Consider the following 20,158-nt stretch of genomic DNA (forward strand, 5'->3'; position numbering starts at 1 on the left):
ACCACATGGACCGGACCGACGACACCGGCACCGCGTACGGCACCACCACCGGGAACGAGCCCGGCGGGGCCGTCCTGGCGGCGATCCGCCGCCACGCCGTCGCGATCCTGCCCGACCTGCGGCCCGCCGACATCGTGCCCGAGCGCACGCTCGCGGAGCTCGGCCTCAACAGCGTCGACCGCAGCGAGATCGTGACCAACGTGATGGACGACCTGAACGTGTTCGTCCCGATCACCGAGTTCCGCCAGGCCATGCCCGTCGGCGACCTGGTCGCCCTGTTCGAGCGGTACCGGTGACCCCGGCAGCGGCCGGGGTCGTCGTGACCGGGCTGGGAGCCTTGTCGCCGCTCGGCCCCGACGTGCCCACGAACGCCGACGCCCTCCGCGCCGGCCGGATCACCATCGCGCCCGCCGGCGCCGGGGAGCCGGTACCCTACCGGGCCCCCTGGCCGGACGGCGCGCTGGACGCGGCACTCGCCGCGGCGGCCCTGCCGCCCACCGCGACGCGCCGCGCCTCACACCCCGTCCGCGCGTCCCTGGCCGTCGCGGGCCAGGCGTGGCGCGACGCCGGTCTGCACCACGGCGGACCGGACCCGCGGCGGATCGGCGTGGTCGTCGCGGGCAGCAACCTCAACGGCGCCCAGAGCGCCGCCGCCGCGGCCCGCATGGCCCGCGATCCGATGCTGGTCCCGCCCCGGCTGGCACTGCAGTACCAGGACACCGACCATGTGGCCACCCTCAGCGAGGCCTTCGGGATCCGCGGCGAGGGCCTGACCGTCGGTGGCGCCTCGGCCAGCGGCAACCTCGCCCTCGTCCACGGAGCCCGCCTCGTGGCCTGGGGGATCCTCGACGTCTGCCTGGTCGTCGGCGCCCTCGCCGAACCCTCGCCGGCCGAGCTGCGCAGCTTTCTCAACCTGGGGGCGATGGTGCCCACCGCCGGCCCCGGCCCCGGCGGCCCCTTCGACCGCTCCCACCGTGGTTTCGTCCACGGGCCCGCCGCCGCTGCCGTGGTTCTGGAGTCGGCCGGCTCGGCCGCCCGCCGCGGTGTCCCGGCGCTGGCCCGGCTCGCGGGGTGCGCCGTGGGGCTCGACGCGAACAGTCAGCCCGACCCGACCGTGGCGGGAGAGGCCGGCGTCATGGCGCGCGCGCTGCGGGACGCCGGGATCGCTCCCGCCGACGTCGACCTGGTCGGGGCGCACGGCACCGGTTCCCCCCTGGGGGACCGGGTCGAGGCCGAGGCGATCGCCGAGGTGTTCGGCGACGCGAGACCGTGGGTCAACGCCGTCAAGGGACTGGCCGGGCACGCGCTCACGGCGGCCGGACTGCTGTCCGCCGTCGCCGTCGTCGTCCAGCTGCGCGACGGCTTCGTGCACCCCAATCCCTGGGTGCGCGACCCCATCGACGGTGCCCCCGAACTGGCCGGGGACACCGCCGTGACGGCCCGCCTGCGCTGGGCGGTGTCGAACGCCTTCGGGTTCGGCGGGTTCAACTCCGCCGTGGTGTGGCGGGCGCCCGGCTGACCAGGTCCGCCCCGTCCAGCAGGGTGCGGCGCAGCGCCTCCGGCAGCCCCTTCAGGTAGAAGTGATCCCCCGGAAAGACGTGCAGGCCGAAACCGCCCGCCGTCAGGTCGCCCCAGCGCGCCATCTGCGCCGGGGTGACCTCCGGGTCGGCGTCCCCGGTGAGCGCCGTCAGCGGGCAGGAGAGCGGTGGTGTGGCCGCCGGCCGGTAGGTTTCCACCAGTTGGAAGTCGGCCCGCAGCGCGGGCAGGAACAGGTTCGCCACGTCGGGGGAGTCGAACAGCGCCGACGGTGTGCCACCGAGCCCGCTCACCACCCCCAGCAGGTCCCGGTCGCCGAGCAGGTGCCGTTCACCCGTCACCCCCGGCACCCGGCGGCCCGAGACGAACACCATGCCGGGCGCCGGACGCAGCCGCTGCGCCACCTCGTAGGCGACCATCGCGCCCATGCTGTGCCCGAACAGCACGTACGGCCGGTCCAGCAGGGGTTCCAGGGCGGGTACGAGCTCGTCGACCAGGTCGGCCATGCGGGTGTGGGGCCGTTCCTGGATCCGCCGTTCCCGGCCCGGCAGCACCACGGGGACCACGTCGATCCGCGGCGCCAGCCGGCGGCGCCAGGGCAGGAACAGGGCGCTGCCCCCGCCCGCGTGGGCGAAGCAGATCATCCGGACCGCCGCGTCCGGGTCGCGTGTCCCGGCGGTCCAGTGCGCGGCCGTGGTGTCCGCGGTGCGCGGTGCGGCCGCCCATTCGTCGGTCATCCTGTCCGTCCCCCGTCTCTCATCGTGTTCCTTCCGGATCGCGCACCACGACGTGGCCGTACGTTCCGCCCGAGCCGACGGCGTTGACGACGGCCCGCCGCGGCCCGCGGGCCGCTTCCCAGTCCATCGCCCGCTCCGGTACGAACAGGTTCTTGGCGTCCCAGTCCACCAGCGGGCTCCTCTGATCCGACAGCAGCGTCGGGGCGATGCGGCCGTGCCGCAGCTGGAGAAGCACCTTCATCACCTGCCCGATGCCGGAGGCCGCCTCGCTGTGACCGACGTTCGGCTTCAGCGTCCCCATCGGCACCGGCCGGCCGTGGTCGGCCAGGAGCCCGGCGAACGCCGCGAACTCGGCGGCGTCCGCCAGCCCGGCGCCCGCCGCCGCGCTCTCCACGTAGGACACCGTCGCCGGGTCCAGGCCCGCCCCGTCCAGCATCCGCCGCAGTGAGGCGGTCAGCGGTTCCGGGCCCGGCGCGCCGAAGCGGCCGGCGCCACCCGCGTGGGCGCTCCACGACGCCTCCAGGATCCCGTGGACCGGATCCCCGTCGCGGGCCGCCGTGTCGGCGCGCCGCAGGAGCAGGGCCCCCACCGCCTCGCCCACGTACCAGCCGGGTGCGGCCTCGTCGTAGGCGCCGCCGGGCCGTCCGCCGCCGGGTTCGGCGAGCAGGCCCAGCCCGGCGAGCAGCCCGAGGTGCCTGCGGTGCGTGATCAGGTTGACCCCGGCGACGACCGCGCTGTCGCACTCTCCCGTACGCAGCGCGTTCATCGCCAGGTGCAGGGCGGTCAGCGACGACGAGCAGGCGGTGTCGACGGCGAGGCTCGGCCCCTGCCAGCCGAACGCGTGCGACAGCCGGTTGGGGAGGGTCGACCGGGTGGCGACCACCTCGACGGCGTCACCCCGTTCCCAGCCGTCCCCGGCCGTCATGAGGTGGTCGTCCCACATGGACGCCACGAAGACGCCGACCCGGCCGCCGTCCTCGGTCAGGGACCGGGGGGTGTGCCCGGCCAGCTCCAGGCACTGCCACACCGTCGGCAGCAGCAGCCGCAGGCTCGGGTCCAGGGCGTCGGCCTCGGCGGGGGAGATGCGCAGCGGGCGCAGGTCGACGGGTCCGGCCGGGTCGAGGAACCCGCCGACGACCGGTGGTCCGTTCCAGCCGAGCGCCGCCGCCCGTCCGCGTGGCAGGGGCCGCAGGGCCGACCGGCCCTCGGACAGCAGCCGCCACAGCGCGTCCGGCCCGGCGGCGCCGGGGAACCGGCCCGCCATCCCGACCACCGCCACCTCGGCGGTGCGCGGTACGGCGGGTGCGGGCGCCGCCGCCCACAGGGGCTCGACGCGGCCGCCGTCGTCGGCCGCCTCCAGCGGCGCGCACAGCATGCCCACGAGGAACGTGTGGGACGGGCCGAGCCCCAGCGCCTCCGCGAGGTCGCTCCGCCGCAGATCGCCCACCGGGCACACGGCCACACCCGACGGCACCTGCTGCTGCATCAGCAGCTGGGCCATGTGGCCGGCCTCCAGGGCGAGATAGCGCGGGGCCTGCTCTCCGTACAGCGGCTCGATGCCCCGCGTCTCGCCGACCAGATGGATCTCGGCGGCGGCGCGGGCGGCGAACGGCCGGTTGTAGAAGACGTGCGCGCCGACCGGAACGTCGGCGTCGGTGCCGAGGGGTTCCAGGGTGTGGGTGCGCGGCCGGTAGTAGTACGCGCCCGCCTCCAGGCCGTCGACGCCGCCGTCCCGGACCAGGACGTAGACCTGTACGGCGTAGGTGTCGCCGGCGGACGGGTAGAGCGCCCCGTCGCCCGCGCGCTCTCCCGTGCGGGCCAGTACCCGCAGCAGGTCGCCCAGGCGCGCCACGTCGAGGCGGCGCGCGGCGGTGGGACGCCGGCTGGCCCGCCAGCGGCGCTGGCCTTCGGTCGGCCGGTCGCCTTGCAGGGGCAGGGCCGGACCGGACGGGGGCCGCTGGCCGTGCTCGCCGTCCTTGAAGCGGCGCCGGTCCTCGGCGGCGAAGAAGTCGACCCGCGGCTGCTCCGCGCCTGCGGCGGCCGTCCGCGGCGCGGGCGGGTCCTCGTACGCCGCTCCGGGTCCCGCCGTCTCCGCCCCGGGCTCCGCCGTATCCGTCCGGGACGGCGCGTCGGTGTCCGCCGCCGTCGGTGCCGCACCCGGCGGCTCCGTGCCGGACATCCGCGCGGCGATGGCCCGCACCGTCGGCTCGGCCAGCAGCACCGACACCGGCACGTCCCGTCCGTAGCGCTCCCGCAGGAGGCGCCCGGCGCGCACCATGGTGAACGACGTGGCGCCGAGGTCCCACAGGTCGGTGTCCGGGTCGACCGGCGGCAGGTCGAGCAGTTCCCCGAAGAGCACGCCGATCTCCGCCACCACGTCCTCCGCCGGTCCGGTCTCCGGCGCGGTCCGCGCATCGGCGCGGGCGTCGGTGGGCGCGGCGGGTCGTGGTGCGGCCACTGGGGCGGCGCCCGCACCGTGCACCGGCCACGGCAGGGCGTCGCGGTCCAGTTTGCCGTTGGCCGTGGCCGGCCACTCCGTCACGAACCCCACCACGCCCGGCACCATGTAGTCGGGCAGCGCCGCGGCCACATGGGTCCGCAACTCCTCGGTGGCGGGCGGTTCGCCGTCCGGCAGCACGTAGGCCACCAGCCGGTCCTCCCCGCCCGACCCCTTCCGCAGCAGCACCACCGCGTCCGCGACCCCCCGGTGCGCGCGCAACCGGTGCTCGATCTCCGCCAGTTCCACCCGGAAGCCGCGCACCTTGACCTGGCCGTCCCGGCGGCCGAGGAAGTGCAGCAACCCGTCGGCGCCGTGACGGGCCCGGTCCCCGGTCGCGTACATGCGGGTCTCGGGCGGGCCGGGCAGCCCGGGGAAGTCTCCGGTGACGAACCGTTCGGCGGTCAGTTCCGGCTGCCGGTGGTAGCCGGTGGCCAGACACTCCCCGGCGATGTACAGGTCGCCCTCCGTGCCGACCGGCACCGGGCGGCGCCGTTCGTCCAGGACGTAGTAGCGGCTGTTGTCGATGGGGCGGCCGTAGGGGATGCTGCGCCACTCCGGATCCACCCGGTCCACCACGAAGTAGTTGGACCACACCGTCGCCTCGGTCGCCCCGCCGAGGCTGACCAGGGTGGCTTCCGGGAAGGCCTCCCGCAGCCGGTCGGGCAGCCACAGCGGCGTGTAGTCGCCGCTGAGGAACACCAGGCGCAGGGTGTCACCGCCCGGCGGGTCCCCCGGGCCGCCGAACTCCTGTGCCAGGTGGGCGAGGGTGGTGGGCGCCGAGTTCCAGAAGGTCACGGGCTCGGTCCGCAGCACCCGCAGCAGCAGTCGCGGGTCACGCTGCTGCTCCTCGTCCGCGACGTACAGCGCGGCGCCGAGACCGAGCAGGCCGAAGATGTCGAAGACGGACAGGTCGAATCCGAGGGAGGTGACGCACAGCCCCAGGTCGCCGGGGCCGAAACCGAAGGTCCGCCGGGCCCACTCGAACAGGTTCAGCATCGGCCGGTGGGTGACACCGACCCCCTTGGGCCGTCCCGTACTGCCCGAGGTGAAGATCACGTACGCGAGGTCGTCGACGTCGTTCACCGGTTCGGGCGCGGTCGACTCCCGCGGGTGCGGACGGGACAGGACCGCGTCCAGGTCGACCGGACGCACGTCCGGTACGGAGGGGGCCCAGCCGCAGGAGGCGTCGCTGATCAGCCATCCGGCCGCCGCGTCGCCGAGCATGACCACGGCGCGGTCGCGGGGCAGGGACGGGAGCACCGGAAGATAGGCGCCCCCGGCCTTCAGGATGCCGAGGACCGCGACGACCATGTCCGGGCCGCGCCGCACCGAGACGCCGACCACGTCGCCCCGCCCCACGCCCGCGTCGCGCAGCGTCCAGGCCAGCCGGTTGGCGCGCAGCTCCAGTTCGGCGAAGGAGAGGGCACCGCCGGACCAGCGCAGCGCCACCTCGGACGGCCGGAGCCTGGCCTGGTCCTCGATGAGGATCTGCACCGGCAGGTCTGCGGGGAAGGAGCGGGTGGTGTCGTTCCACCGTGCCGGGGGCAGCCCGGGATCGTCGAGCGGGGTACGGGCGAGACGGGCCAGGCCCGCCAGGTCGGCGGCGAACCGGCCGAAGGCGTCCTCCAGCCAGTCGGGCGGCAGCCGGTCCGGCAGCGCGTCCCAGGCGTACTCCAGCACGCCGCCCTCCTGGACCGCCACGCAGTCCAGTGCCACACCCGGCGTGCTGGTCACCCACTCCCCGGCCGTGACACCGTCGGGCAGCGGGTGCGCGTCCAGGTCGAAGAGGCTGGTGTAGACGACCGGCAGGGAGGAGCCGGCGCGGCGGGACCGGCGCAGCTCGGCCAGTCCCCGGACCGCGTCGGCGGCCCGGTCCTCGGCCAGCACGGCGTCGTAGCGGCGCGCCAGGTCCAGCAGCGGGCACCCTTCGGCCGTGACCGTCACCCAGCTCAGGGCGGTCAGTTCGGCCGGCCGGGCGGCATCGGTGCCGTCCGGCCAGCGCACCACCGGCACCGTGAACACGTCGCCGAGACCGGGCGACAGGGCGCGTGCGTAGGCAGCCAGCAGGAGCCCGTCCGGAGTGCATCCGTGGTCCGCCGCGGCGGCCACCACCGCGTCCCAGCCCGGCAGGGTGCCGCGCAGCCGCCTGCGGGTGCCGTCGTCGGCCGCGGAGGGCAGCCGCGGACCGGGGGACAGCGCGGCCACCCGCCGCCGCCAGTGCTCGGCCGCCCCGTCCGGACCGAGGGCCGTGTCCGTCCCGGCGGGCGGGCGGGCGGGGGGCGGGCCGGCCGGCCCGGGACCGTCCGCGTACAGACGCATCAGCTCCCGCCCCACCAGGTGGATGCTGCGCGCGTCGACGAGGGCCAGGTCCACCGTCAGCAGGACGGCGTCCGGGCCGCCCTGCCCGCGTCCCACGCGCACGTCCAGATGCCCCTCGCCCAACGGGAAGGGCCGGCGCAGGAGCTGCTCGCGCAGCTCGGGTGTCAGCGGCACCTCCACCACCTCCGGGGCGGTCACCGGAGCGTCCCGGGGCGGCATCCGCAGCCCGTGCTCGGCGTCGACACGGGCCCGCAGCACCGGGTGCCGGCCCATCAGCCGGGCCAGGGCCTCCCGCAGCCGGCCGGTGTCCACCTCGTCGAGCTCGTAGCCGAGCATCATCCGGCAGCCGCCCGCGTCCCCGCCCTCCAGCGCGCGGGCGACCAGGTAGGCCTCCTGAAGGTCGTCCAGCGGGCGCCGACCGTCCTGCTCCACCGCGTCCTCCCCCTCCACCTCGTGCCGCCGCGGCCCGACCGGGGCCGTCACGCCTGTCAGGGCGCGCAGCCGCGCCCGGTACGCGTCGAACAGATCCCGGGCACCGGGCCCCGTGAACGCCCGCTCCACCACGTCCCAGCGGTAGTGCAGCGCGCCGTCCGCCTCCCACACCTGGTGGTCGAGCGCCACCCCGGAGGTGCGGCCGACCGCGTAGCGCTCGGGGAACCCGCCCGGCGGGCGCTCGTCGTCGAGCAGGGAGGTGAACACCACGGGCAGGTCCGGCACCGGCCCGCGGCGGCGGCGCAGCGCGGCCACGCCGGGCACCGTCGCGTGGTCGAGGTCCTCCGCCAGCCGCCGCTGCACCGCGACGGCGTCCGTGTCGGCCACCGGGAACACCAGCGTCGAGGTGAACACGCCGACGGTGTCCTCCGCACCCCGCGTCCTCGCCCGGTCGCTGGTGGTCAGCACGAGGCTGAACGGGAGCCGGGCCCCGGCCGCCGCGAGGACGGCCGTGAACTCGCCCAGCAGCAGCGCGGTCGGGGACACGCCCCGCCGCGCCGCCACCTCCCGCAGGGCGGCCCAGCCGGCCGCGCCGAGCGTCCCGGACAGCGGCAGCCGGTCGGGTCCGCCCCCGACGTCACCGTCCCGGCGGGCGGGCGGTTCCACGATGCCGGGACCGGGCGGCAGACCGTCCAGCCGCCCCTCCCAGTACCGCAGGTCCGCGGCGTACCGCTCCCCGGCGGCCTCCCGGGCCACGGCCGCGGCGAAAGCCGGGAAGGACACCTCGCCGGGGGCCGGAGCCAGGGCGTCGGGTGACTCCTCGTAGGCGCGCCACAGGTCCCGCATCACCACCAGCAGGGCGCGGCCGTCGCACAACAGGCCGTCGACGGCCAGGTGGAGCACCGCGTCCCCGTCCGGGAGACGGGACACCTCCAGTTCGTGCAGCGGCCAGTCACCGGCCGTGTACCGGCGCCGCGACAGGCGCGCGCGGACCTCGGCCGGGTCGTGGCCGGCCGGATGGACCGGGATCGGTGTGTCGGCCGCGGGCCGGATCCGCAACCTGCCGTCGGACGTGAGGGCACAGCCCAGTACGGGGTGCCGTTCCCGCACCGCCGACCAGGCCGCGCGCAGCCGGCCGGCGTCCAGGTCCCGCACCGTGAACTCCCGGTAGTGGTGGCAGCCGACCGCGTCCGGCGTCAGCTCCTCCTCCTTGCCCGCGAGGTACGCCTGTTGCAGCGCCGTGGGGGAGAAGGGACCGGGCCCGGCCGGACCGGTGTCCGGGAGCAGCCGCCGGCCGGTGCCGCCGGTGCCGTCCTCCCGCGCGAGCCGCGCGGCCAGGGCGGCCGGGTCGTGTCCCTCCCGCAGCAGGCTCGGCGGCACCGCGACGCCCAACCGGTCCTCCAGCGCCAGGGCCAGCGCCAGCACGGTCATCGAGTCGGCGCCCGCCGGCAGGACCGGCTCGCCGGCCGCGGGCTCCCGCCCGCCCGACGCCTCACGGACCGCGTCGACGACCGCGGCCACCCGCTCCCCGGCCGCGGCGGCGAAGGCCCCGGTCACCACGTCCACCGCCCCAGCCGGCCGTGGCGCGTCTCCAGGTCCTCCGGGCTCATCCGGGACGCCCGTGTGGTGATCGCCGCCGCCCGGCGCAGCTGCTCCCCGAACCGGGTGCGGAACCGTTCGTCGCCCGGCAGCCCCGCCTCGTCCAGGGCCTCCAGCATCAGCTCCACGAACCGGTCCCGCTGCTCGTCCCCGATGCGCAGACCGGCGTGCATCCTCTTCACGTGTTCGAAGCCGCCGATCTCGTCGGTGAAGGCACTGCCGTGCCCGAAGACCTCCACGAGGTACGCCGTCAGATGGCGCACGTGCGTCTCACCGGCGTAGCCGAACAGACGCCCGATCAACGGGTCGGCCACCGCCTTGCGGTGGAACACCTCGGCCAGCCGCCGCAGCGGGCCCTCGCCTCCGACGTGGTCGTACATCGTCACCGCGACCTCCAGGGCTGGTGCGCTGGGAAACCGCCCCGACCCTAGGCGCGCCGATCAGGGGCGCCCGCTCAGGATTGAGCGTCCCGCCGTGCCGCGCTGTGCCAACCTCGGGCCGTACCAGCGAGGTTGAGGATCTTGGCACCCAGCAGGAGAAGAGGTCGCAGTGGCCGAGCAACTGCCCGCATACCCGATCACCGAGCGCACCTGTCCCTACGACCCGCCCGCCGGCCTGCTGGCCCTGCAGCAGCAGGCGCCGCTGGTCAAGGTGCAGCTCCCCACGGGACCCGCCTGGCTGGTCACCTCCTACGACGCCGCGCGGACCCTGCTGGACGACCCGCGGATGAGCTCGGACATGAGCAGGGAGGGCTTCCCCACGCTGTACCGGCAGAAGATGCGGCCGGTGCTCAAGGGCTCCTTCATGCGCATGGACGGCGAGGACCACGCCTTCTACCGCACCATGCTGGCCGGTGAGTTCTCGGTGAAGCGGGTCGCCGCGATGCGCCCGGAGATCGAGCAGGCGTGCGACCAGCTCCTCGACGAGATGATCCGCCAGGGACCGCCCGCCAACCTCCACGACTCCTACGGCATTCCGGTGTCCTCCAGCACCATCTGCCGGCTGCTCGGCGTCCCCTACGAGGACGCCGAGTTCTTCACCACCCACCTGGAGGCCCTGTTCGACCCGCACCGGGCCGGCGCACCCGAACGGATCGCCAAGAGCAAGGCGGCGCTGAGCTCCTACCTCGACGAGCTCGTCACCCGCAAACAGAAGGAACCCGGCGACGACATGATCAGCCGGCTCGTCGCCGACTACCTGGTGCCCGGCAAGGTCGACCGGCCGGAACTCCTCCTGACCTCCTACCTGCTGCTCGCGGCCGGACACGAGACCACCGCCAACATGATCACCACCGGGACGGCCGCACTGCTCATGCATCCCGAGCAGTTCGCCTTCGTCCGGGACGAGCCGCAGCTGCTGCGCGGCGCGGTGGAGGAACTCCTGCGCTACCTCAGCATCTTCCAGTTCGGCATCACCCGCATCGCCACCGAGGACGTCCGGGTCGGGGACCAGACCGTCGCCGCGGGCGAGGGCATCGTCGTCTCCCCGCTGCTCGGCAACCGCGACGCGAGCGTCTACGACGACCCGCACACCCTCGACGTCCGCCGCCGCGGACGCCCGCACCTCAGCTTCGGCCACGGTCCGCACCTGTGCGTCGGGCACACCCTGGCCCGCATCGAACTCCAGATCGCCTTCGAGCGCCTGCTGACCCGCCTGCCCGATCTGCGCCTGGCCGTACCGGAGTCGGAGATCCCGTTCCGCACCGAGACCCTCGTCTTCGGCACCGTCGACCTGCCCGTCACCTGGGGTGAGCGGCCCGAGAGGACCCCCGCGTGACCGCCGGGACCGGCCCCGGACGGGTCCTGCTCCGGGTCGACACCGGCGCCTGCTGCCGTTCCGGGGCGTGCTCCCTGGTCGCACCGGACCTCTTCGACCAGGGCGACGACGGCAAGGTGGTCCTGCGCACCCCGCATCCGCCCGACGACCTCCTCGAAGCCGCGGAGGAGGCCGCCGACTACTGCCCGGTGTCCGCCATCCAGCTGGAAACCCTGCCCGAGTGACCCGGCCGCCCGAGACCGCCCCGGCACCGTCCGGAGACACCGAAGCCGGGCCCGGCGCCGTCCCGTCGCGGCCCGACGGCACCGGCCCGACGCCCGGCGCCGCCCCGTCACCACCCGCACCGCCGCCCGGCACCGCCCGCCGGCAGGATCCCCACGTCGATCGCGAGGAACCCACATGGACGTGCTCAGCAAGGCCGTGCTCAACGGCGCACCCCCGGAGGAACTGGAGCGGCTTCCCCTGCCCGAGGAGTTCCTGGCCGGGCACCTGCGGGCCGACGATGCCGCGGCGATGGCCGGGGACACCGACAAGGACGTACGGCGGACGCTCCACGTGGGGCACGTGGCCATGCCCGAGCTGGCCCCCGACGAGGTCGTGGTCGCGGTGATGGCCAGCTCCATCAACTTCAACACCGTGTGGTCCGCGATGTTCGAACCCATCTCCACCTTCACCGCCCTGCGCCGCTTCGCCCGCCAGGGCGGCTGGGCCACGCGCCACGACCTGCCCTACCAGGTCGTCGGCTCCGACGCCGCGGGAGTCGTCGTGCGGGTCGGCTCCGGCGTCCGCCACTGGCGCACCGGCGACCACGTGGTGGTCAGCCCCGCCTACGTCGACGACCAGGACCCCGGCTCCCACGACGACGGCATGATGGGCCCCCACGGACGCGCCTGGGGCTACGAGACCAACTTCGGGGGTCTGGCCCACTACACCGTGGTCCGCGCCACCCAGCTGGTCGCCAAACCGCCCCACCTCACCTGGGAGGAGGCCGCCTCGGTCACCCTGTGCGCGGGCACCGCGTACCGCATGCTCGTCGGCGATCACGGCGCCCGGATGAAACAGGGCGACGTGGTCCTCGTCTGGGGCGCCACCGGCGGACTCGGCGCCTACGCGGTGCAGATGGTCCGCAACGGCGGCGGCATCGCCGTCGGCGTCGTCGGCTCCCGGGACAAGGCGGAGTTCCTGCGCCGCCAGGGCTGCGACGTGGTGATCGACCGCCGGGAGATCGGCCTGGACGCCGACGGCGACACCGACCCGGCCGAACTGGGCCGCCGCCTCGGCCGCGCCATCCGCGCCGAGGTCGGCGAGGACCCGCACATCGCCTTCGACTACGTGGGCCGTTCCACCTTCGGCCTCTCCGTGCACGTCGTACGGCGCGGCGGCACCGTCGTGACCTGCGGATCCAGCACCGGATACCAACACCGGTACGACAACCGCTACCTGTGGATGAACCTCAAACGCGTCATCGGCAGCCACATCGCCAACCTCCAGGAACAGACCGAGTGCCTGCGACTGTTCGAACAGGGCCGGCTGGTGCCCGTCCTCAGCAGCGTCTACCCGCTGGAACAGGTCGCGGACGCCGCCCGGCTCGTGCAGGAGAACCGCCACCTCGGCAAGGTCGGCGTCCGCTGCCTGGCCCCGAGCGACGGGCTGGGCGTCACCGACCCGGACGCCCGCGCCCGCATCGGCGAGGAACGCCTCACAGCCTGGCGCCGCGACGCCCCGGCGCGCGCGGCGGCGGGAGCGGACCGATGACCGCGCTGGGCATCGTCGGCACCGGCTCCCACCTCCCCGAACGGGAGGTCACCAACAAGGAACTCGCCGAATGGTGCGGCATCGACGCCGAATGGATCGAACAGCGCACCGAGATCATCACCCGGCGGTACGCGGCCCCCGGCGAAGCCACCTCCGACCTCGCGGTCCACGCCGCCGCCCGCGCCCTGCGCGCGGCCGACGTCCCCGCCGGCGCGCTCACCCACCTGATCGTGGCGACGTCCACCGGCGACTCGCCCCAGCCCCCCACCGCCTGTCTCGTGCAGCACGCCCTCGGCGCCGGCGCCGCCGCCTGCTTCGACATCAACGTGGTGTGCAGCGGCTTCGTCTACGGCCTCGAACTGGCCCGCAGCCTGCTGGCCTCCCGTCCCGGCGGCCACGCGCTGGTCATCGGCGCCGACGTGTACTCCCGCATCCTCGACCACGGGGACCACCGCACCGCCGTCCTCCTCGGTGACGGCGCGGGCGCCGCCGTCGTGGGCCCCGTCCGCGACGGCCACGGCTTCCTCGGCACCGAACTGTCCAGCAGCGGCGGCGCGCACGGCCTCATCCGCGTCGAGGCGGGCGGCAGCCGCACCCCCCTCACCCCGCAACTCCTGGAGGAGGGAGCCCACTTCTTCCGCATGGACGGGCGGGGTGTCCGTGATTTCGTCATGGACCACGTCCCCCCGGCCCTGGACCGCCTGCTGCGGCGCAGCGGCGTCCCCGCCGAACGCGTCGACCACGTGGTGCCGCACCAGCCCAACGGCGTGCTGCTGCGGCGCCTGGTGGAACGGGCCGGACTCTCCCACGCCCAGACCCACCGCACCCTCGAGAAGTACGGCAACATCGGCAGCGCCTCCGTGCCGGTCGCCCTGGACGCCGCTCGCCGCTCCGGCGCGCTCGGCGACGGCGACCTGGTGCTCCTGGCCGGATTCGGCGGTGGCATGTCGATCGGAGCGACCCTGATCCGCTGGCAGGAGCAGACATGACCATGGAACCCCTCTCCCGTATCGGCGTGATCGGCTGCGGCGTCATGGGCGCGGGCATCGCCGACGTCACCGCCCGGGCCGGCCTCGACGTCCGCGTCGTCGTCGCCCGCCCCGACGCCGTACCGGCGGCCCACGACCGCATCCGCGGCTCCCTCGACCAGGGCATCCGCAAGGGCCGGCTCACCGACGCCGACCGCGACGCCGCCCTCGGCCGGATCGAGGTGACCTCCGACCTCGACGCGCTCGCCGACCGCGAGTTCGTGATCGAGGCCGTCCCCGAACGCGAGGACCTCAAGACCGCCCTGTTCACCCAGGTCGACGGTATCCTCAAGGACGACGGGGCCGTCCTGGCCACCAACACCTCCTCCCTCCCCGTCAGCCGCCTCGCCGCCGCGACCCGTCACCCCGCACGCGTCATCGGCGTCCACTTCTTCAGCCCGGTACCGGTCATGCCGCTCGTCGAACTGGTCGGCGCGCTCCACACCGACGACGCCACCCGCACCCGCACGGCGGACCTGCTCACGGGACCACTCGGCAAGACGGTCGTCGAGGCCCCCGACCGCGCCGGGTTCGTGGTCAACGGCCTGCTCATCCCGTACCTGCTCGGCGCCATCCGCATGGTCGAGTCGGGCCGCGTCACCGCCGAGGCCGTCGACCGGAGCATGACTCTCGGCTGCGGCCACCCGGTGGGCCCGCTGCGCCTGGCGGACCTCATCGGTCTCGACGTCGTCAAGGCCGTCGCCGACGCCCTGCACCAGGAGTACGCCGAGCCCCTGTACGCCCCACCGCCGATGCTGCTCCGCCTGGTCGAGGCGGGCCTGCTCGGCAAGAAGTCCGGCCGTGGCTTCCACACCTACGCGCGCTGAGGGACGCCCCGCACGCCGGCAGGCCGAGAAGACGTGACGGAGCCGGACCGGAAGGGCCACCCCGCCCCGGGCCGTGGGCCGACGGCGAGCCCGGTGACCGGCCCCGGCCCGCGTACGGAAAGCGGTCCGCGAGCCGCCGTACGTCACCCCTCGTCCGTCAGCCCCCGTTCCAGGACCTCCACCAGGCGGGCCCCCGCGCGGTCCGTGTCGGGGCGGCCCCGCCCGGCGTCCGCGACGGCCTTCTCCAGGCGCAGGCGCGCCGCGCGGCCGCGCAGGGTCAGGGTCATCAGCTGGTTGCCGAACCAGGGGCCGCCGCCGCGCTCCCACCGCACGGCGGGGCGGGCGACGCGACCGTGGCGGGCCAGGAGGTGGCCTGCGGCCTTGGCGAAGCGGCTCCAGCCGAAGCGGAAACCGAGCCGCATCGCCAGGGGCACCGAGTTGTGCAGGGGTGAGCAGGTGAACTGGAAGACGCGGGAGCGCGGCTGCTGCCCGTCGGGCCAGACGGGCTCGGCCACGTACGCGTGGTGCACGTCGCCCGACAGCACGCACACGGTCGCCGGGGCGGCGTCCCGCCGGCCCACCTCGGCGAGGGTGTCCGTCAGCCGGTGGAAGGAGGCGGTGAACGCGGCCCAGTGCTCCAGGTCCGCGCGCCGGCGCAGCCACTCCCCGAACCTCGCCCAGCGCGGGCCGCGCTCGCCCCGGCACAGGGCCGCGTGCCAGCCCTCCGCGAAGTGGACCATCGGCGGCAGCAGCCACGGCAGCGAGGTGCCCACGAGCAGGTGGTCCACGCCCCCGGGGTCGTCGAGGGCCTGCTCACGCAGCCAGTCGGCCTCCCCGGCGTCCAGCATCGTCCGGTGCTGCTCCTCCAGGACCCGGGCGGCGCGCGTGTCGACCATCAGCAGCCGGGTGCGGCCGAAGTCCCTGCGGTAGCTCCAGCGCACCGACGCCGGGTCGGCGTCGGCCCGCTCGGCGAACGCGCGCAGCACCTCGGTGCCGTCGTCGGCGGCGAGGACCGCCGCGTACAGCTCGTCCCCGGCCAGCTCGGCGGGGGAGAGGTTCCCGAGGTGCTGGTAGACCCAGTACGACATCAGGCCGCCGGTGATCCGCTCGTGCCACCAGGACGTGGCCCGCATCTCGGAGACCCACGCGGCGCTGGTGTTCCAGTCGTCGATCACGTCGTGGTCGTCGAAGATCATGCAGGTGGGCACGGTCGACAGCAGCCAGCGCAGTTCGGGGTCGCCCCAGGACTCGTCGTAGAGGTGCGTGTACTCCTCGTAGTCGGCGACCTGGTCGGGCGGGGCGCCGGTCCCGGTGCCCGCCTCCCGGCGGTGCCGGGCGATCCACGCGCGCGTGCCGGCGGACGTCTCGTCGGCGTACACCTGGTCGCCCAGGAGGAGCAGGACGTCCGGGCGGCCCTCGCCCGGATCGGCGGCGAGGCGGGCGGCGAGCGTGTCGAGGACGTCGGGGCCGACCGGGTCGGCCGCGCCCTCCGCGGGCGCGGCCCACCGGCAGGACCCGAAGGCGACCACCGCGCCCGCCGCCGGGACCGGCGGCGTGTGCAGCGTGCTGGGCGGCAGGGGCGAGTCCGGCGGGGGCCAGGCCCGCTCGCCGTCCAGGACCACCTCGTACCGCGCGGCCGAGCCGGGGGTCAGGCCCGTGACGACGACCAGCGCGTAGTGATGACCGGCGACGAGGAACGTGCGGGCCGTGCCGCCGCCACCGCCCTCGCACCGCACGTCGACCGTGCACGCCCGGTCGGTCTCCACCCAGACCGTCGCACTCGTGCCGGTCTCCCAGTCGACGTACCGCAGCAGCGGCCCCAGCCTCAGACCGGCCATCGCGCGTCCCCTTCCACCACCCGTACGGACGTCCCTGCCCCCCACGGCCCTGCGGACGGAGAGGGCCCTCACTTCGCAACGGTACTGAACGGACGCCGCCGGCAGGGCCCGCGTACCGCTCCTTCCCATGATCATGTCCGGTATGGCCCGGGCACCGCGGGGTATCGGAGGTCCCATGGCACTCCACGACGCTTCCGCCGCCGTGAGCGGCTACGTACGGCCCGAGATCGACGTCCGGGCCCTGGCGCGGCTGCTCGACGGCGAGTACGCCGGGGTCCGCGACCTCGTCCGGACCAATCTGGCGGCCCACTCCTCCGTGCTGGAGGACGCCGAGCGGCTCGACAGGGACGCGTTCCGCGAGCGGGTGCGCGACATCGCGGTCGAGATGGCCGGGACCGGGCAGACCGGCATGGGCTTCCCGGCGGCGTACGGCGGCGGGGACGACATCGGCGCCTCGGTGGCCGCCTTCGAGACCCTCGCCTTCGGCGACCTGTCGGTGCTGGTCAAGGTGGGGGTGCAGTTCGGCCTGTTCGGCGGAGCGATCCTGCAGCTGGGCACCGCCCGCCACCACGACGCCTACCTGGAGGACCTGGTCGCCGGCCGGCTGATGGGCTGCTTCGCGATGACCGAGTCCGGGCACGGCTCCAACGTGCAGGCGCTGGGGACGGTCGCCCGCTACGACGCCGCCACCGGCGAGTTCGTCGTCACCACCGAGGGCGACGCGGCCCGCAAGGACTACATCGGCAACGCCGCCCGCCATGCCGAGCTGGCGGTGGTCTTCGCCCAGCTCGAGGTCGGCGGCGAGGCCCGGGGCGTGCACGCCCTGCTCGTGCCGCTGCGCTCCGGCGGCCGGGTCGTGGAGGGCGTCGAGATCGAGGACGACGGCCTCAAGATGGGCCTCAACGGTGTCGACAACGGCCGCATCCGCTTCCACGGGGTCCGCGTCCCGCGCGAGGCGCTCCTCAACCGCTTCGCCGACGTCACCCCCGACGGCACCTACGTCAGCTCCATCGACAACCCCGACCGCCGCTTCTTCACCATGCTCGGCACGCTCGTCCAGGGCCGGGTCTGCGTCGGCGGCGCCGGTGTGAACGTCGCCAAGGTGGCGCTCACCCTCGCCGTCAAGTACGCCGTGCGCAGGCGCCAGTTCGAGGCGTCCCCGGGCGAGGGGGAGCAGCTGCTGCTGGACTACGGTCTGCACCAGCGCCGGCTGCTGCCGCTGCTCGCCCGCACGTACGCGCTCCACTTCGCGCAGGACACCCTGCGCGGGCAGCTCCACGACGTCTTCTCCGGCCAGGACGACCCCCCGCAGGCGCGCCGGCGCCTGGAGTCGCGGGCCGCCGGCATGAAGGCGCTCGGCACCTGGCACGCCACCCGCACGGTGCAGGAGTGCCGGGAGGCGTGCGGCGGCGCCGGATACCTGGCGGTGAACCGCTTCGCCGCGCTGAAGGCCGACAGCGACGTCTTCACCACCTTCGAGGGCGACAACCACGTCCTGCTCCAGCTCGTCGCGAAGGGGCTGCTCACCGACCACGCCGGCGAGTTCGAGGACCTGGACCAGCTCGGCATGGTCCGCTACGTCGCGGGCCTCGCGGTCGAGACCGTCATCGAGAAGACCTCCGCCCACAAGCTCCTGGAACGGGTCCGCGACCTGCTGCCCGGCGGCGACCGGTGGGACCAGGAGGCCGGGCTGCTCGACTCGGAGTACCACCTGGCCATGCTGCGCTACCGCGAGGAGCACATGCTCGCCGGTCTGGCCCGCCGTCTGAAGGCCGGCGTCGACCGGGGGCGCGATCCCGGCGCGGTGTTCTCGTCGGCGCAGGACCACGTGATCGCGCTGGCCCACGCGCACGTCGAGCGGCTGGTCCTCGAGTCGTTCACCGAGGCGGTGAAGGCCCACCCCGACGGCGGCAACAAGGTGACGCTGGGCCTGCTGTGCGACCTGTACGCCCTGTCGACGATCGAGGCGGACCGGGCCTGGTTCATGGAGCACGGCCGTCTGACCGTGCAGCGGTCCAAGGCGATCAGCCGCGAGGTGAACGGTCTGTGCCGTAAGATCCGCCCGCTCGCCGTCGACCTGGTCGACGCCTGGGGCGTCCCGCCGCAGCTGCTGCGGGCACCGGACCTGCTGGGGTGAGGGGTCCGGCCGCGACGGCGGCCGCCCCGGCCGGCGGCCGTCCCCTCCGCGGTACGCGGGGGCGGTCGCCGACCGGGGCGGCCGTGTGCCGCGGCGCGGTTAGGCGGAGGAGACGACGGCGCCGAGGATCATGCCGCCGACCAGGCCCACCGCGGCCACGACGAGCGCGGGCACGGCGAGCCGCTCGTGCCGGACGGTCTTGGCGACGATGGCCAGCACGACGCCGACCACGCCGAAGACGATCGGCAGGAACAGCACCGCGATCACGCCGAGGACCATGGCGACGGTGCTGAGCACGTTGCCGGTCGCGGTGCGCTCCGGTGCGCCGTAGGGCCGGTGTCCGGTGGGCTGGTTGCCGTACGGAGTCGTCATGAGCCTCTCCTTCGCGAACGGTCGTCCTCGGGCCGGTCCCGGTGGATCGGCCTTCGACGCCCGGTTGCCCTCAATTCCGCCTCGTACACGCCCAGTTGGCCGGACAGGGCGGGATCGGTGCCGCGCCCGCCCGGTCCGGCGGCCGGACGAAGGACCGCCCGGCGGCGCCCATGACCGTTTCCCGGGTCGGGGAAGTGAGCGGTACGACACAGCATCCCGTGCATCCATCGGGGCCCCTCGCGCATCTTCTGTACGCGGGGCCCGTACGGTCCTCGCCGCCAACGACACTTCTACCAAGGGCAGAACACCTTGATATCTACGCCACTGCGCGTGCGCCGGGCCGTGACGATCGTGGTCACCACCTCCGCCGTGCTGGCCGGAGGCTCCTTCGCGAGCCAGGCGCAGGCCGCGACGCCGCCCACCCCGTCGATCACCGCCCCCGGCGGGTTCGTCATGAACAACGGGACGGGCGCGACGCTGTTCGGGAAGGCCGCGGACACCCGCCGGCCGACCGGCTCCACCACCAAGATCATGACGGCGAAGGTGGTGCTGGCCCAGCGCGGCCTGAACCTCGACGCGAAGGTCACGATCCAGAAGGCGTACAGCGACTACATCGTCGCGAAGAACGCCTCCTCGGCCCGGCTCATCGTCGGGGACCAGGTGACGGTCCGCCAGCTGCTGTACGGCCTGATGCTGCCGTCGGGCTGCGACGCCGCCTACGCGCTGGCCGACAAGTTCGGCACCGGCTCGACCCGGGCGGCCCGGGTGAAGTCGTTCATCGGGAAGATGAACGACGAGGCCCGGAGGATGGGGCTGCGGAACACGCATTTCGACTCGTTCGACGGGATCAGCAACGGGGCGAACTACTCCACCCCGCGCGACCTGACGAAGATCGCGAGCAGCGCGATGCAGAACAGCACCTTCCGCAACATCGTCAAGACCAAGGCCACGACGCAGAAGGTGACCACCAGGACCGGTGGCTACCGGAACATGGCGTGGACCAACACGAACAAGCTGCTGAGCACCTACAGCGGCGCGATCGGCGTGAAGACCGGTTCGGGCCAGCAGGCCAAGTACTGCCTCGTCTTCGCGGCCACCCGCAACAACAAGACCGTCATCGGCACGGTCCTCGCCGCGCAGAACGAGACGAACCGCGCCGCCGACGTCAAGAAGCTGCTGGACTACGGCTTCGCGAGGTGAACGGCCACGCCGCTCCCTGACAGGGGGAGCTGACCGCGGGGGTGGGGGGGGGCGGGCGGGGGGCCCGCCCCCCCCCCGCGGGGGCGGCGGCCCCCCACCCCG

14 protein-coding genes are annotated in these 20,158 nt (G+C 74.6%); 9 read left to right on the forward strand and 5 right to left on the reverse strand.

Going from position 1 to position 20,158, the window contains the following annotated elements; translation table 11 throughout:
• The first annotated feature begins 5 nt into the window (after positions 1-5).
• Together ABTY40_RS16430 and ABTY40_RS16435 are read left to right on the forward strand one after the other, a co-directional pair.
• The gene (locus ABTY40_RS16430; RefSeq protein ID WP_352060116.1) at positions 6-296 is read left to right on the forward strand and encodes a phosphopantetheine-binding protein; all 291 of its coding nucleotides are present in this window, start codon (positions 6-8) and stop codon (positions 294-296) included.
• Complete coding sequence (locus ABTY40_RS16435; RefSeq protein ID WP_352060117.1) at positions 293-1,519, forward strand: beta-ketoacyl synthase N-terminal-like domain-containing protein; 1,227 nt, start codon at positions 293-295, stop codon at positions 1,517-1,519. The genes ABTY40_RS16430 and ABTY40_RS16435 overlap by 4 nt, the downstream gene beginning before the upstream one ends.
• Here the strand turns inward: ABTY40_RS16435 and ABTY40_RS16440 are convergent.
• From ABTY40_RS16440 to ABTY40_RS16450, 3 genes are read right to left on the reverse strand one after another with little or no spacing between them, the layout of a single operon-like run.
• Positions 1,485-2,273, reverse strand: a complete 789-nt coding sequence (locus tag ABTY40_RS16440; RefSeq protein ID WP_352060118.1) for a thioesterase II family protein — start codon at positions 2,271-2,273, stop codon at positions 1,485-1,487. The genes ABTY40_RS16435 and ABTY40_RS16440 overlap by 35 nt on opposite strands.
• Positions 2,274-2,292: 19 nt before the next feature.
• Positions 2,293-9,090 (reverse strand): non-ribosomal peptide synthetase, encoded by a 6,798-nt coding sequence (locus tag ABTY40_RS16445; protein WP_352060119.1) that lies wholly within the window; start codon positions 9,088-9,090, stop codon positions 2,293-2,295.
• A complete protein-coding gene (locus ABTY40_RS16450; protein WP_345278386.1) occupies positions 9,078-9,503 on the reverse strand; it encodes a group II truncated hemoglobin in 426 nt (141 codons plus the stop codon). The genes ABTY40_RS16445 and ABTY40_RS16450 overlap by 13 nt, the downstream gene beginning before the upstream one ends.
• A gap of 169 nt (positions 9,504-9,672) precedes the next feature.
• Between ABTY40_RS16450 and ABTY40_RS16455 the strand changes: the two genes are divergently transcribed.
• The 5 genes from ABTY40_RS16455 (at position 9,673) to ABTY40_RS16475 (ending at position 14,509) form a co-directional block, all read left to right on the forward strand.
• The gene (locus tag ABTY40_RS16455) at positions 9,673-10,899 is read left to right on the forward strand and encodes a cytochrome P450 (protein WP_352060120.1); all 1,227 of its coding nucleotides are present in this window, start codon (positions 9,673-9,675) and stop codon (positions 10,897-10,899) included.
• Positions 10,896-11,123, forward strand: coding sequence for a ferredoxin (locus tag ABTY40_RS16460; protein ID WP_352060121.1), 228 nt, complete (start codon positions 10,896-10,898; stop codon positions 11,121-11,123). The genes ABTY40_RS16455 and ABTY40_RS16460 overlap by 4 nt, the downstream gene beginning before the upstream one ends.
• 175 nt (positions 11,124-11,298) lie before the next feature.
• Positions 11,299-12,654, forward strand: coding sequence for a crotonyl-CoA carboxylase/reductase (gene ccrA / locus ABTY40_RS16465; RefSeq protein WP_352060122.1), 1,356 nt, complete (start codon positions 11,299-11,301; stop codon positions 12,652-12,654).
• On the forward strand, positions 12,651-13,643 hold the full coding sequence (locus ABTY40_RS16470) for a 3-oxoacyl-ACP synthase III family protein (protein WP_352060123.1): 993 nt from the start codon (positions 12,651-12,653) through the stop codon (positions 13,641-13,643). The genes ccrA and ABTY40_RS16470 overlap by 4 nt, the downstream gene beginning before the upstream one ends.
• The gene (locus ABTY40_RS16475) at positions 13,640-14,509 is read left to right on the forward strand and encodes a 3-hydroxybutyryl-CoA dehydrogenase (RefSeq protein ID WP_352060124.1); all 870 of its coding nucleotides are present in this window, start codon (positions 13,640-13,642) and stop codon (positions 14,507-14,509) included. The genes ABTY40_RS16470 and ABTY40_RS16475 overlap by 4 nt, the downstream gene beginning before the upstream one ends.
• Before the next feature lie 143 nt (positions 14,510-14,652).
• Here ABTY40_RS16475 and ABTY40_RS16480 read toward each other — a convergent pair whose 3' ends face one another.
• The gene (locus ABTY40_RS16480; protein ID WP_352060125.1) at positions 14,653-16,347 is read right to left on the reverse strand and encodes an alkaline phosphatase D family protein; all 1,695 of its coding nucleotides are present in this window, start codon (positions 16,345-16,347) and stop codon (positions 14,653-14,655) included.
• Positions 16,348-16,522: 175 nt separating this feature from the next.
• Between ABTY40_RS16480 and ABTY40_RS16485 the strand changes: the two genes are divergently transcribed.
• Positions 16,523-18,484 carry an acyl-CoA dehydrogenase family protein gene (locus ABTY40_RS16485; protein ID WP_352060126.1) on the forward strand — a complete coding sequence of 654 codons (1,962 nt, stop codon included), beginning with the start codon at positions 16,523-16,525 and terminating at the stop codon, positions 18,482-18,484.
• A 99-nt stretch (positions 18,485-18,583) separates the two neighbouring features.
• Here ABTY40_RS16485 and ABTY40_RS16490 read toward each other — a convergent pair whose 3' ends face one another.
• Positions 18,584-18,856, reverse strand: a complete 273-nt coding sequence (locus ABTY40_RS16490; RefSeq protein WP_352060127.1) for a hypothetical protein — start codon at positions 18,854-18,856, stop codon at positions 18,584-18,586.
• A gap of 330 nt (positions 18,857-19,186) precedes the next feature.
• On the opposite strand from ABTY40_RS16490, the gene ABTY40_RS16495 reads away from it, so the two are divergent.
• Positions 19,187-20,056 (forward strand): D-alanyl-D-alanine carboxypeptidase family protein, encoded by an 870-nt coding sequence (locus tag ABTY40_RS16495; RefSeq protein ID WP_352060128.1) that lies wholly within the window; start codon positions 19,187-19,189, stop codon positions 20,054-20,056.
• Positions 20,057-20,158: the final 102 nt, after the last annotated feature.

The organism is Streptomyces sp. NPDC126503 (genome assembly GCF_040302405.1).
GTDB lineage: Bacteria > Actinomycetota > Actinomycetes > Streptomycetales > Streptomycetaceae > Streptomyces > Streptomyces gulbargensis.